Source organism: Bifidobacterium adolescentis ATCC 15703 (assembly GCF_000010425.1).
Lineage (GTDB): Bacteria > Actinomycetota > Actinomycetes > Actinomycetales > Bifidobacteriaceae > Bifidobacterium > Bifidobacterium adolescentis.
Genome location: NC_008618.1, coordinates 1949235 through 1962208, shown reverse-complemented (window position 1 = coordinate 1962208; position 12974 = coordinate 1949235). Strand labels below are relative to the sequence as shown.

Annotated in this window: 11 protein-coding genes and 1 tRNA gene; 9 read left to right on the top strand and 3 right to left on the bottom strand. The window is 60.9% G+C overall.

The features are described 5' to 3' along the window. Positions 1 to 736 precede the first annotated feature (736 nt). From BAD_RS08135 to BAD_RS08100, 8 genes are all read left to right on the top strand, one after another. Positions 737 to 1555 carry a sulfite exporter TauE/SafE family protein gene (locus tag BAD_RS08135; protein WP_041777560.1) on the top strand — a complete coding sequence of 273 codons (819 nt, stop codon included), beginning with the start codon at positions 737 to 739 and terminating at the stop codon, positions 1553 to 1555. Between the two features lie 485 nt (positions 1556 to 2040). Beyond that, positions 2041 to 4140, top strand: a complete 2100-nt coding sequence (phoA, locus tag BAD_RS08130; protein ID WP_011743846.1) for an alkaline phosphatase — start codon at positions 2041 to 2043, stop codon at positions 4138 to 4140. Between the two features lie 265 nt (positions 4141 to 4405). Continuing rightward, on the top strand, positions 4406 to 6286 hold the full coding sequence (gene dnaK / locus BAD_RS08125; protein ID WP_011743845.1) for a molecular chaperone DnaK: 1881 nt from the start codon (positions 4406 to 4408) through the stop codon (positions 6284 to 6286). Between the two features lie 2 nt (positions 6287 to 6288). Beyond that, positions 6289 to 6957, top strand: a complete 669-nt coding sequence (gene grpE, locus BAD_RS08120) for a nucleotide exchange factor GrpE (RefSeq protein ID WP_011743844.1) — start codon at positions 6289 to 6291, stop codon at positions 6955 to 6957. 174 nt (positions 6958 to 7131) lie between these two features. After that, positions 7132 to 8157, top strand: coding sequence for a DnaJ C-terminal domain-containing protein (locus tag BAD_RS08115; RefSeq protein ID WP_011743843.1), 1026 nt, complete (start codon positions 7132 to 7134; stop codon positions 8155 to 8157). 5 nt (positions 8158 to 8162) lie between these two features. Beyond that, positions 8163 to 8771: a heat shock protein transcriptional repressor HspR gene (locus BAD_RS08110; protein WP_003811239.1), complete on the top strand. Its 609-nt coding sequence runs from the start codon at positions 8163 to 8165 to the stop codon at positions 8769 to 8771. A 292-nt stretch (positions 8772 to 9063) separates the two neighbouring features. Continuing rightward, positions 9064 to 9336 carry a hypothetical protein gene (locus tag BAD_RS08105; RefSeq protein ID WP_041777440.1) on the top strand — a complete coding sequence of 91 codons (273 nt, stop codon included), beginning with the start codon at positions 9064 to 9066 and terminating at the stop codon, positions 9334 to 9336. 363 nt (positions 9337 to 9699) lie between these two features. Continuing rightward, positions 9700 to 10422 (top strand): HAD family hydrolase, encoded by a 723-nt coding sequence (locus BAD_RS08100; RefSeq protein WP_050731470.1) that lies wholly within the window; start codon positions 9700 to 9702, stop codon positions 10420 to 10422. Positions 10423 to 10510: 88 nt separating this feature from the next. Here BAD_RS08100 and BAD_RS08095 read toward each other — a convergent pair. Together BAD_RS08095 and BAD_RS08090 are read right to left on the bottom strand one after the other, a co-directional pair. Then, positions 10511 to 10583, bottom strand: a tRNA-Ala gene (locus BAD_RS08095). A 130-nt stretch (positions 10584 to 10713) separates the two neighbouring features. Next, complete coding sequence (locus BAD_RS08090) at positions 10714 to 11415, bottom strand: DedA family protein (protein ID WP_039775943.1); 702 nt, start codon at positions 11413 to 11415, stop codon at positions 10714 to 10716. A 241-nt stretch (positions 11416 to 11656) separates the two neighbouring features. Between BAD_RS08090 and BAD_RS09175 the strand changes: the two genes are divergently transcribed. Next, positions 11657 to 11806, top strand: coding sequence for a hypothetical protein (locus BAD_RS09175; RefSeq protein WP_158087784.1), 150 nt, complete (start codon positions 11657 to 11659; stop codon positions 11804 to 11806). Positions 11807 to 12034: 228 nt separating this feature from the next. Here BAD_RS09175 and BAD_RS08085 read toward each other — a convergent pair whose 3' ends face one another. Next, complete coding sequence (locus BAD_RS08085) at positions 12035 to 12910, bottom strand: alpha/beta hydrolase (protein WP_041777439.1); 876 nt, start codon at positions 12908 to 12910, stop codon at positions 12035 to 12037. Positions 12911 to 12974: the final 64 nt, after the last annotated feature.

Genomic DNA, 12974 nt, shown 5'->3' with positions numbered 1-12974 from the left:
TTCGGCCTGTTTCGGACGCTTTTGATGCCCCTTTTGCTCATGACTTGCGGTTTTGACGGTTTTGGCGCGGTTGTGAGCGGATGGGGGTACGATTCTGGATGTTTCGGGCTGTTTTGATGTTGGGTGGCCTCCCCTTTTGCTCACGACTTGTGAGTTGGGCTGGTTTTGCTTGTCTGTGAGCGGATGGGGGTGTGATTCGGGCTGTTTCGGACGCTTTTGATGCCCCTTTTCGCTCATGACTTGCGATTTTGCCGGTCCGCGCGCGGTCGTGTGCGTACGGGGGTGTGTGCAATGGGTCTTGCGTGGGTGTAGGCGCGCGGGTGTGCCGGTGTAGGCGTGGGTGTAGGCGTGCGGTCGTGGTTTTGGCTGGGTATCTGGCTTATAGATGGTGGATTCGGCCGGGCGTCCGGTGGTATCTCGCTTATAGGTGGCGGGTCGGTTTGGGCAATAGGTCGTTAGGGGGTAGCATGCATGCCCCCTAGATGTCTTGTTCCCGCAAGGGGCCGCCATCTATAAGCGAGATACCATCCGTCGATCCCGCGAATCCGCCATCTATAAGCGAGAAAGCGCGTGAACCGGGCGCTGCGGCGGCGAAATCGCAAAATTATGGAATCGGCTGATTGCTGCGCGCGGCAGGTGGGTAGTATCGGGCGCGGAAGACGTGGAAGGAGCTGCCATGTGTGATGAAGGGGAAACTGCGGATCGGGCGGATGCCGTACGAACGGAATCGCAAAAGATGGAATCGCGAGCGGGGGAGACGGCGCTTGACGGGTCGGCGCGCAGCATCATCGTGCTGATTGTGGTCGGCATGTTGGTGGGGGTGCTGTCGGGCACGTTCGGCATCGGCGGCGGCACGGTGATCGTGCCCGCGCTCGTCTGGCTCGGCCTGTCGCAACGCAACGCGGCCGCCACGTCCACGCTGGCGATCGTGCCGACCTCCATTTCCGGCGTCGTTTCGTACGCGACCGGCGGGCACGTCGACTGGCTCGCCGCGGCGTTGCTGTTTTGCGGTATGTTTGTCGGCGGGCAGATCGGCAGTTGGCTGCTGTCGCGGCTGCCGGAATTGGTGCTGCGGTGGATTTTCGTGGCGTTTCTCGTGTTTGTGGTGATCAATCAGGTGAGTTTTGTGCCGTCGCGCGACCACCAGATTGTCATGACGGTGGTGACCGGCATTGGCTTGGCGTTGCTGGGTGTGGTCATCGGCACGCTGGCGGGGCTGCTGGGCATTGGGGGTGGTGCGCTTGCGGTGCCGTCGCTGTCGATGCTGTTTGGCGCGTCCGACCTGGTTGCGCGCGGCACTTCGCTGTTGGCAATGTTTCCGAATTCGATCACGACCAGCGCGGCGAACTTGAAGCGCAGGCTAGCGCATGTGAAAACCGCGCTGATTATTGGCGTGACGGCGGCTGTGACCGCGCCGCTCGGCACGTGGATTGCGGGGGAGGTTTCGCCACGAGTTGGGGCGATTATGTTCGCCTGCTATCTGTGCGTGCTGCTGGTGCGGTCCGTGTTCGTGGCCGTAAAGGCCACGCGCGCGGCGCGGGTTGCGCGGGGCTGAGTGGCGCGGGCATTTTTTCCAGTGGCTGGATGATTTAGTCGCGTGAGTGGTGCGTCAGAGGTGGTTTTTATCCAGTCACTGGGATTTTTGGCGTGTGAGTGGGGTCTGAGAGGTTGGATTTATCCAGCCAGTGGGGGATTTTGGCTTGTGGGGTGCGGTGGGGGTGTTGTTTGACGGAATATGGCGATTTTATTGGCCGTATTCCCCCTGTTCATGCGGTGGATATGTTGCGGTCATCATATGGCGATGAGTGTTCATCTGCCGTTCTTCTGTAGTGCGGTGTGCGTTGGCTTGCGGCGCATAGCGTGGGCGGTGGAATCGAAAGATCCAAGCAAATGCAGTTGCGGAAAGGTTCCGCATAGCTGGAAGGTATAGCCGAAAACGGGACTCCGAAATCGGGAAACCGAATCGGGAAACCGCCTCGATCGCAACGAATCGACGAAACCGGACGGCACAGACGAAACTGCATGGAAGAAAGAAGAAACATGAGTAAGCACAAGGCTCTCACGGGCGCAATCGCGGCCCTCGCCTCCGTCGCAACGCTCGGTGCGCTTGCCGCGCCGGCGCTCGCAGCCGACACCACGTACAGCCCCAACGGCAAGTCCGTTGCGGAACTGGCGCAGCACGGCGGCGCGCAACGCATCGCAGCCATCGGCAACAAAAACGCCAAGAACGTGGTGCTGTTCATCGGCGACGGCATGGGCGATTCGGAAATCACCGTCGCCCGCGACTACCTGAAGGGCGCCAACGGCCACTTCGACGGTCTCGACGCGGTCGGCCAGCCCGGCGCGCTCGGCGACGTGCAGGCCGGCACCGGTCAGTACACGACCTTCTCCGTCGGCAACGGCAGCAAGGACAGCGCCGTCGGCAAGGATGGCGACGGCAAGCTGGTCGCCAACCCCAATCCGGGCAAGCTTACCCCCGTAACCGATTCCTCCGCATCCGGTTCCGCATGGGCCACCGGCACCAAGACCTACAACAACGCCGTTGACGTTGATATTTACGGCAATCCGCAGCTGAACCTCTTCGAGCTGGCCAAGGCGGCCGGCAAAGCCACCGGCAATGTGACCACCGCCGAAATCCAGGATGCCACCCCGGCCGTGCTGGAATCGCATTCGTCCGAACGTGCCTGCTACGGCCCACAGGGCAAGACCGACGGCACGTCCAACAATGCCTCCAAGCAGTGCCTCATCAACCAGCTTAAGGAAAACGGCGGCATCGGCTCCATCTCCGAGCAGCTGCTCGACACCCGCGCCGACGTAACCATCGGCGGTGGTTCCAAGTACTTCCGTCAGACCGTGCAGGGTGGTGAATACAAGGGCAAGACCGTGTGGGAACAGGCCAAGGAAATGGGCTTCCAGACCGTCGAGAACGATCCGGCCGCGATGAACGCCCTGCAGTACAAGGACGGCCAGCCAGTGCTCGCCCTGATGAGCGACGGTAACATGCCGACCAAGTTCAACCCGTCCAAGGCCACCGCCAAGGATCCAGCCAAGGACGCCAACCCGACCGTGTGCACCCCGAACGCCGACTGGCTCGGCAATCAGGGCTCCTCGCTCAAGGACATGACCAAGAAGGCGCTCGATTTGCTGAATGACAACCCGAACGGCCAGAAGAACGGCTTCTTCCTGCAGGTCGAGGGCGCCTCGATCGATAAGCAGGACCACGCAGGCAATGCCTGCGGCCAGATCGGCGAGACCGACGACTTCGACCGGGCCATTGCCTACGCCATGCAGAACGTGGACCTCACGAACACGCTGGTGATCGTCACCGCCGACCACGCGCACACCTCCCAGATCCTCAACGCCCAGCCGGCTTACGCACTGTCCACCGTGCTGAAGACCGCTGATGGCAACAACATGGTCGTCTCCTACGGCACCGCCCAGGACGATTCTCGCGATGCAGACGGCGGCTACAACGGCGGCGACATGGAGCACACCGGCACCCAGCTGCGTATCGCGGCTTCCGGCCCTGGCGCACAGCGCGTCATCGGCCTGACCGACCAGACCGACAACTTCTACACGATCGCCGGCGCTCTGGGACTGGCCACTTCCGCCGAATCGCAGAAGGCACTGTCTGACAACGGCACTGTGAAGGTCTCCGCTGCCGACGGCAAGTTCACCGCGGACGTCGACGGCTTCAACGGCGACGCTGTGCTCAGCTACGAGCTGAAGGACAAGAACGGCAAGACCGTGGCCGCGTCCGATTCCTCCACTCCGCTCTCCGGCGTGCGCGTCAAGACCGCACAGACCACTCCGATCGCGCTGGACGGCGTGACCGAAGGCTCTGAATACACGCTCACCGTCACCGGCCGCCAGTCCGGCAAGGCCGTGACCGTCGACTTCCAGGCTCCGGCCGCCAACTCCGCTGACAAGAACAACGGCAAGCCGGGCGCTGGCAACGCTGACAAGAACGGCGTGATCGCTTCCGGCAAGGTCAACAACGATACGAAGGCCGGCCCGTTTGGCGCCGCACTGCTCGGCAAGACCGGCACCGCGGTGCTGGCTGCGGCTGTTGCGATCGCCATGCTGGTTGCCGTCGCGATGCTCATCAAGACCGTGAAGGCCGCCAAGAACGACCGCTGATTGGCTGAATAACCTCCGATGATCCCCAAAACCGCCGCCGCTGAGATACTCTCCAGCGCCGGCGGTTTTGGGTTTTGCGCAAAGTTGAGTGAGGTGTGCTCAAGAATTTTTGCGATTTTGGGAATAATAACTTGCGATTCAAAGTTGAGTGGTGTAGGCTCAAGTTTTGGAAAGCATGAGAGACGGCAATCCGGAAACGGCGATCCGAAACTCGAGCGAAGAACGAAAAGAACGTATAGCGAACCTATTGCAAAGGAGACCAAATATGGGACGCGCAGTTGGCATCGATCTGGGTACTACCAATTCCTGCATCGCAACTCTTGAAGGTGGCCAGCCCACCGTTATCGTGAACGCCGAAGGCGCTCGCACCACGCCGTCGGTCGTGGCTTTCAGCAAGTCCGGCGAGATTCTGGTCGGCGAAGTCGCCAAGCGCCAGGCCGTCACCAACGTCGACCGCACCATCAGCTCCGTCAAGCGCCACATGGGCACCGACTGGACCGTTGAGATCGACGGCAAGAAGTGGACGCCGCAGGAGATTTCCGCGCAGGTTCTGATGAAGCTGAAGCGCGATGCCGAGGCCTACCTCGGCGAACCGGTCACCGACGCCGTCATCACCTGCCCGGCATACTTCAACGACGCCCAGCGTCAGGCCACCAAGGACGCCGGCACCATCGCGGGCCTGAACGTCCTGCGTATCATCAACGAGCCGACCGCAGCCGCACTGGCTTACGGCCTTGAGAAGGGCAAGGAAGACGAGCGCATCCTGGTCTTCGATCTCGGCGGCGGCACCTTCGATGTGTCCCTGCTGGAAATCGGCAAGGACGACGACGGCTTCTCCACCATTCAGGTGCAGGCCACCAACGGCGACAACCACCTGGGCGGCGACGATTGGGACCAGAAGATCATCGACTGGCTCGTCGGCGAAGTCAAGAACAAGTACGGCGTTGACCTGAGCAAGGACAAGATCGCCCTGCAGCGTCTGAAGGAAGCTGCTGAGCAGGCCAAGAAGGAACTGTCCAGCTCCACCAGCACCTCCATCTCCATGCAGTACCTGGCCATGACCCCTGACGGCACTCCGGTGCATCTGGACGAGACCCTGACCCGTGCCCACTTCGAGGAAATGACCTCCGACCTGCTGGGCCGCTGCCGCACCCCGTTCAACAACGTGCTGCGCGACGCTGGCATCGGCGTCTCCGACATCGACCACGTGGTCCTCGTCGGTGGCTCCACCCGTATGCCGGCCGTTAAGGAACTCGTCAAGGAGCTCACCGGCGGTAAGGAAGCCAACCAGTCCGTGAACCCGGATGAAGTCGTGGCCGTCGGCGCAGCCGTGCAGTCCGGCGTCATCAAGGGCGACCGTAAGGATGTCCTGCTTATCGACGTGACCCCGCTGTCCCTCGGCATCGAAACCAAGGGTGGCATCATGACCAAGCTGATCGAGCGCAACACCGCCATCCCGACGAAGCGTTCCGAAGTCTTCTCCACCGCTGAAGACAACCAGCCGTCCGTGCTCATCCAGGTCTACCAGGGCGAGCGTGAGTTCGCTCGCGACAACAAGCCGCTGGGCACCTTCGAGCTGACCGGCATCGCTCCGGCTCCGCGTGGCGTCCCGCAGATCGAAGTCACCTTCGACATCGACGCCAACGGCATCGTGCACGTGTCCGCCAAGGACAAGGGCACCGGCAAGGAACAGTCCATGACCATCACCGGTGGTTCCGGCCTGCCGAAGGACGAGATCGACCGCATGGTCAAGGAAGCCGAAGCCCACGAGGCCGAGGACAAGAAGCGTAAGGAAGACGCCGAGACCCGCAACCAGGCCGAGTCCTTCGCCTATCAGACCGAGAAGCTCGTCAATGACAACAAGGACAAGCTCTCCGACGATGTGGCCAAGGAAGTCACCGACAAGGTCAACGAGCTCAAGGAAGCCCTGAAGGGTGAGGACATTGAGAAGATCAAGTCCGCCCAGACCGAGCTGATGACCTCCGCCCAGAAGATCGGCCAGGCCCTCTACGCACAGCAGGGCGCCGCCGACGCCGCCGGCGCTGCCGGCGCTGCTGGCGCAGGCGCTGCCGGCTCCGCTTCCAACGGCTCCGACGACGACGTGGTTGACGCCGAAGTCGTGGACGACGACAAGGACAACAAGTAATCATGTCCGATTTCAACAAGGACGAGTACCTGAACGACCTGCCCGACATGGATGACCTGTCCGGGCAGGCCGCCCCGGCCGCCGCTTCCGCCGATTCCGCCGCTGCCGCCGCTGGCGCAACGCAGGAAGGTGCAGCTCAGCCGGCTGCCGCGCAATCGCAAGAAAATGGCGATTCCGCTGCCGCTGACGGTGCTGACAAGGCAGGCGCTGCCGACGGCAAGGCCGACGATACGCTGACCCCCCTTGGCCAGGCCAAGAAGGAAGCCGCCGAATATCTGGAGGCGCTGCAGCGCGAACGCGCGGAGTTCATCAACTTCCGCAACCGCGCGCAGAAGGAGCAGGAACGCTTCCGTCAGCACGGCATCATCGACGTGCTGACCGCCCTGCTGCCGGCCCTCGACGACATCGACCGCATTCGCGAACACAGCGAAATGGACGATTCGTTCAAGGCCGTCGCCAACAAGATCGACAAGGCGTTCGAGAAGTTCGGCGTTGAGAAGTTCGGCGAAAAGGGCGAGGATTTCGACCCGACGAAGCATGACGCGATCCTGCACAAGCCGGATCCGAATGCCGAGAAGGAAACCGTCGACACCGTGGTGGAAGCCGGCTACCGCATCGGCGACCGCGTGATTCGCGCGGCCCGTGTGGTCGTGGCTTCTCCGCAGAACTGATCGCGCATTCGCACAATCCGCGTATCCGCGCGAAACGCATGTGACGAGTAATCGGGCCCCTCTGAAAAACGAGGGGCCTTCGATTACCTGAAACAACGGTTCAACGACAACTGTTTGAAAGTTTGAAAAACTGTACTTTTTACTGCATGAAAACCTCACGAAAGGAGGCACATCATGGCTGAGAATGAATGGCTGAGCAAGGATTTCTATAAGGTCCTCGGTGTCTCCAAAGACGCCACCGACGCCGAAATCACCAAAGCGTACCGCAAGCTGGCGCGCAAATACCATCCCGACCTGAACAAGACGAAGGAAGCGGAGGAGAAGTTCAAGGACATCTCCGAAGCGTACGACGTGCTGAGCAACAAGGAGAATCGTCAGAAATACGATGCGATTCGCCAGTTCGGCATGGGCGGCGCGCGTTTCGCCGGCGGTTCCGGCCAGGGCGGCTTCGACGCGGGCGCGTTCTCCGACATCTTCGGCTCGATGTTCGGTGGCGGCGCAGGCATGGGCGGCAACGGCTCGCGCATTCGCTTCCAGACCAATGGCGGCGGCAATCCGAACCTCAACGACATCTTCTCGATGTTCGGTGGCGGTGCGGGCGGCCCGGGCGCAGGCTCCGCCTACGAACGCTACGGCGCTGACGATTACGAGCAGCCGCAGCCGGAAAACGGCGAGGACCGCAACTCCAAGATTCGTCTGACCTTCCGCCAGGCCGTCAAGGGAGCCACGGTTTCGCTGTCCGCGGACGGCAAGAAGTTCAAGACGCACATCCCCGCCGGCGTGCGTGACGGGCAGAAGATCCGTCTCACCGGTAAGGGCAAGCCGGGCCGCAATGGCGGCAAAAACGGCGATCTGTACCTGCATATCACCGTCGCCGAAGACCCGAAATTCACCCTGCGCGGACGTGACATCATCATGCCGCTGCCCATCACCGTCAGCCAAGCCGTGAACGGCGCGAAAGTGACGGCCACGGATATCGACGGAAACGAAATCGCCTTCAAAGTGCCTGCCGGCTCGTCCAGCGGCGCGGAAGTGCGCATCGCAGGCAAGGGCGTGGCCAATCCGCACGAGAACGGCGATTTGGTCGGCCGTGTGGAGATCCGCATTCCGGAGCATCCGAACCTCGTTGCCAAGCATGCCGCGAAGGAATTCGACAAGGCGTGCGGTGACTTCGCCGACGAGCTCGCTCGGGAGCGCTGACCGCCATGGCACGCTCATCGCGGACTTCCCAAGCCTCCCAAGCGCGCGCCGCACGGCAGATCAAGCGGCTGTATGAAATGTGCGCCATGGCGATCGTGGCCGGCCGGGCCGACCTGGACGGTGCCGCCGAAGTCGGTTTCGACATCGAGCTGCCCGTCTTCTCGGTCGGTGCGGCCGGCGAGCTCGCCAACGTGCATCCGCAGACGCTGCGCCAGTATGATCGCCTTGGCTTGGTTGTACCGCAACGTACGGAAGGTGGCGCGCGGCGCTATTCGCTGCGCGACATCTCCCGTCTTGCGCAAGCGCAGCAACTCAGCCAGGAAGAGGGCATCAACTTGGCTGGAATCACGCGCATCCTCGAACTTGAGGAAGAGAACCGCGAGCTGCGCCGCCAAGTGGAGCGGCTGCGCAAGCCGGCCGGTTCCAGCGTGTTCGCCGCGGACGCGGACGGTGGCATTGTGGAAGTCGAGCGGTCCCAGCGCGCGCGCATGTGGCGCAGGCAGCTGCGAGCCGATGCACGGCAGCTTCCGTCGCGCGAATCCGTACGGGCGGAACGTGCGGAAGAGGGGGACGATATGGGCTCCAGGTCAGTGGTAGTTTGGGGAATTCGCTGACAGCCCATTCGCTGACTTTCCTGAAAAGCGCTGGAAAACCCTAAAAAAATCTAAAAAAACAGCAAAATCGGGCATATATCGCGGGGGTATGCCCGATTTTTGGTATGCAACTACTCATAACGCCGCATCTGTCTCGCAATGATGTCTCTATTGTGAGAAATAATGTTACGTATCCGCATTGAAGTTCGTATTTCTTCCGGCTGGCCCACAGCTTCGATGAAATATGACTGCTTATTTCCGTGAAGAATCGGGGGAGGGCATGCGGTGGATACAGAAAGGTTAGGAGCGTACAGTGCCAAGAGTTGCGTTCACCGCAAAGACCCGCAAATACCTGGGGTCTCTCGATGCTGTGGAATCAGTCACTCAGTATCGAATTCGCTATTCCAAGGAATTCCGTGACGACTGCATGCGCAGGTATGCCGAGGGTGGTTCGCCTGCCGCGATTTTCCGCGAGGCCGGCTTGGATCCGAAGATCATCGGTTACAAGCGCGTCGAGCGTTGCATCGCCCGCTGGAAGGCGGAGGATGCCGAGAAGGCCGCTCAGGAGCAGGAGGCTCAGGAGTAGTCGCACGCAAGTCTTGCGATTCGTCTAAAAGGGGTCTATGACGGATTGCTGCGATTGCGACCGACCGATTTCGTCGGATGTGTTTTTCGTTGCGGAGGCACTTGGGGGATTCCCAAGTGCCTCCGTTGCTATGGGTTGGTTGCTGCGTTGGCTTGCGCGAATTGGCTTGTGCATGAGTCGGTTTGCGTGAACCGATTGGTGCGAGCCGATTGGTATGAACCGATTGGCGGACCGGCTTGATGGAACCGTCCTGTTTTTTCTGCGCGCTGAAGCGCTTCCGTCGTGCCGCTCTGCTGAAATGGTCGTAGCTGACGAAGAATGTAGCTATCGGAGAACGAAGCGTAACGATTGCGAGGAAACGTAATGACCGAGCTGAACAACGGTATCCAGAACGGCGCCCAGGAAGTTTCGAAGCTGATGCTCAAAGCCGTGTTCTGGGACATGGACGGCACGCTGATCGATTCCGAACCGTATTGGCACGAAGGCGAGCTGAAAATCGCAGCCGACCACGGCGGATACTGGGATGAGGACCTCGCTTGGCAGGGTTCCGGAACGCCGGTTCCGGACGTGGCCTGCCGCATGGTGGAGCACGGCTGCAAGCTGTCGATCGAAGAAATCGGCAAGGGCATGATCGATTATGTGGCGCAGAAGGAATTCGAACGCATTCCGTGGATCGATGGCGTCGAGGACGTGCTGCTGTCGCTGAAGGAGGCGGGCGTGCCGTCGATGCTTGTCACCACATCGCCGCGTCATCTGGCGGAAAACCTGATCGCGCAGGCGCCGGACGGCACGTTCGCCGGTTACGTGTGCGGTGATGACGATGTCGAGAAGAAGCCGTCGCCCGCACCGTATCTTGCGGCGGGCCGCAAGCTTGGCATCGCGCCCGAAGACATGAAATATTGCATCGCGGTGGAGGATTCCATGTCCGGCCTGCGCTCCGCGGCCGCATCCGGTGCCACCACGCTTGGCCAGACCGGCTTCATGCGCATCGACAATTCCAACGGCCCGCAATTCGCCTCAATCAACGGCTACGACGGCATCACCGCCGCCACGCTCGACGCCTATATACGCCGCCGCAACGCCTGACGCGGCTGTAATCAAAAGCCGAAATGCCGGAAACGGCGGAAAACAAAAGAAAAAGCCCGCTGCGGTGGAATGAATGCAGCGGGCTTCGTGGAGCTGACGGTAGTCGAAACCGCGACCTCTTCGATGCGAACGAAGCGCTCTACCAACTGAGCTACAGCCCCATGTGCGTCACCTTGTTTAGCAAGACAACTCTCGAAATATTAGTACGGAGTGTGGAAAAATGCAATTCCACACTCCGCGTGTTGTGCTTGCGTTGTATTCGCCGATATTTTTACGACGATTGAACGCTGCTTATTCGGCGTCGGCGGTTTCCGCAGTGTCCTCGGCAGCCGGCTTCTTCTTGCCGAACTTGGCCTTGAGCAGGCCGACGATCGTTGGAATCAGCGACAGCACAAGAATCGCAATAATCACTAATTCAAAATGCTTCTGCACGGCCGGAATGCCACCGAAGAAATAGCCGAGCAGCGTGAACAGCGTCGACCAGCACAGGCCGCCGAGCACCGAGAACGGCGTGAAACGGCTCCAACGCATGCCGGAAATACCGGAAATGAACGGCATGAACGTGCGGATGAACGGGAAGAAACGGCCAAGGAACACGGCCAGCGGGCCCCACTTCTCAATCATCTTCTCGGTTTTCTCGATGCGCTCCGGGGTCATGGCCTTGACTTTGCCGGATTCAAGGATGCGACGGCCGAAGAAATGGCCGATCCAGTAGTTGCACTGGTCGCCGATGACCGGGGCGCACCAGACCACCGGCAGCAGAGCGAACAGCGGCAGTGCGGACACGCCGGTCTGTGCGTCGGGGGCGGCGAAGAAGCCGGCCGCGAACAGCAGCGAATCGCCCGGCAGGAACGGGAAGAACACCACGCCGGTCTCAATGAAGACGATAAGGAAAATAAAGCCGAGGGTCGGCGCGACGCCCATGGCAATCCAGCTGGCGATCGCGGTACGGGGGTCCTTGATGAGGTTGACGAAGAAATTGATGATATTCATAGGTCTCTCTGTGTGGTTTTGCGCGGTTGCGCGGGGTCGGTTCGTGTGGCTTGCTTTTCCATCGTGCGCAACGAATGTGCCGTTGCGAACCAATCACAGACTACCAACGGGTCTATGCAGTGTGCGCCGCAGTGCGACGACGGGTGGCAAATCTGCACAAATCGTCAATATGTGCCTATGGGCGCCTATGTGCGTGTGCTTGTAGGTGGTGTCCGGCCGGTGCGTGCCCGGTGGTTGTCTGGTGGTTGTCTGGTGGTTGTCCAGCGTGCTCACCGGCTGTCCGGTGCGTCCGGCGCGTCCGGCGTCCGCGTGGGGCACGCCGGCGAATCCTGGCCTGAACTCGTTGTATTACGGCGATCGTCAGATGGTGCACGAGTCGCGTCCCATCTGATTTTGGCGATTAGGTGGCGCGAAACGTCGCACGTCTTTGATTTTTGGTGGTTATTTTCAAGTCGTGCGACGCCGAATACCTCCTAAGTGCCGTTTTCGCCCGGAAAATGCCAGTTAGGGGGTATTTTTACTCGATTAAATGTCGCACGACTTGTTTTTTGGTCCGAAAAGCGAAGTCGTGCGACAAAAAAGACGTGAAAAGACGCAGAAAAAAACGCAGGAATGGCGATTATTCGGCAATCGCGACGGTCGTGGCAGAGCCGGTCATGGCGGCGGTGGCGTCGGTAGCGGCAAACGTGCGACGCATCCACGCAATCGCAAGTTTCGGCCAGACCTGTACGCACGGTTCGATGCCGTTGACCCCCTGCCATGCGGTTTCGGCGGTGCCGAGCGACAGACCGTGGCCGCCGTTGGGGAACAGGTGCGCCTCGACGCTCACGCCCGCCTTCTTGCAGGCGTCGACGAGCATCAGCGTGTTCTCGTACGGCACGCAATCGTCCGGAACGGTATGCCAGACGAACACCGGCGGCGTCTTCGCATCGATATGTTTCTCGATCGAAACCGCGTCGAGCGCTTCCGGATCGGCCTTGCGGTCGCCGAGCAGCGCATCGAAACTGCCGCGGTGGGCGAGCGGGCCGGACGTGACCACCGGGTAGGCGAGCATCAGACCGTTCGGGCGCACCGCATCCGCGTCGTAACCATGCGCCGCAAGCACGTCGTCGCTGGCGGAAGTCGCAAGATTGGCGGCAAGGTGGCCGCCGGCGGAAAAGCCGATCACCGCGATAGCGTCGGCATCGCAATGCCATTCGTCGGCATGCGTGTGGATCCGCCGCATCGCTTCGGCCGCTTCCAGCAGCGCGACCGGAAAAATGGACGGCTTCACGGAATAGCGCAGCACGAACGCGTTGAAGCCGGCTGCAAGGAATTGCATGGCGATTGGTTCGGCTTCGCGGTCGGACGTCATTTCGTAGCCGCCGCCGGGAATCACCAGCACGGACGGGCGCTTGCGATTCGGGTCGATTTCGCTGCTGTTGTCAAGGCAGTAGCCGACGAACGTGGCCGTGCTGCCGTCGATTCCGGAAATTTCATCTTCAAAATAACGCATGATTCCATGCTATCGATGGCATGTCCAAAGTCGTGTTGAATCGCCGTCTCACCCCCGTCTGAGA

Bases quoted from the DNA above. Each gene is read 5' to 3' on its own strand.
- BAD_RS08135 (WP_041777560.1), top strand. From the start codon at position 737: ATGGAATCGCGAGCGGGGGAGACGGCGCTTGACGGGTCGGCGCGCAGC.
- phoA (WP_011743846.1), top strand. From the start codon at position 2,041: ATGAGTAAGCACAAGGCTCTCACGGGCGCAATCGCGGCCCTCGCCTCC.
- dnaK (WP_011743845.1), top strand. From the start codon at position 4,406: ATGGGACGCGCAGTTGGCATCGATCTGGGTACTACCAATTCCTGCATC.
- grpE (WP_011743844.1), top strand. From the start codon at position 6,289: ATGTCCGATTTCAACAAGGACGAGTACCTGAACGACCTGCCCGACATG.
- BAD_RS08115 (WP_011743843.1), top strand. From the start codon at position 7,132: ATGGCTGAGAATGAATGGCTGAGCAAGGATTTCTATAAGGTCCTCGGT.
- BAD_RS08110 (WP_003811239.1), top strand. From the start codon at position 8,163: ATGGCACGCTCATCGCGGACTTCCCAAGCCTCCCAAGCGCGCGCCGCA.
- BAD_RS08100 (WP_050731470.1), top strand. From the start codon at position 9,700: ATGACCGAGCTGAACAACGGTATCCAGAACGGCGCCCAGGAAGTTTCG.
- BAD_RS08090 (WP_039775943.1), bottom strand. From the start codon at position 11,415: ATGAATATCATCAATTTCTTCGTCAACCTCATCAAGGACCCCCGTACC.
- BAD_RS08085 (WP_041777439.1), bottom strand. From the start codon at position 12,910: ATGCGTTATTTTGAAGATGAAATTTCCGGAATCGACGGCAGCACGGCC.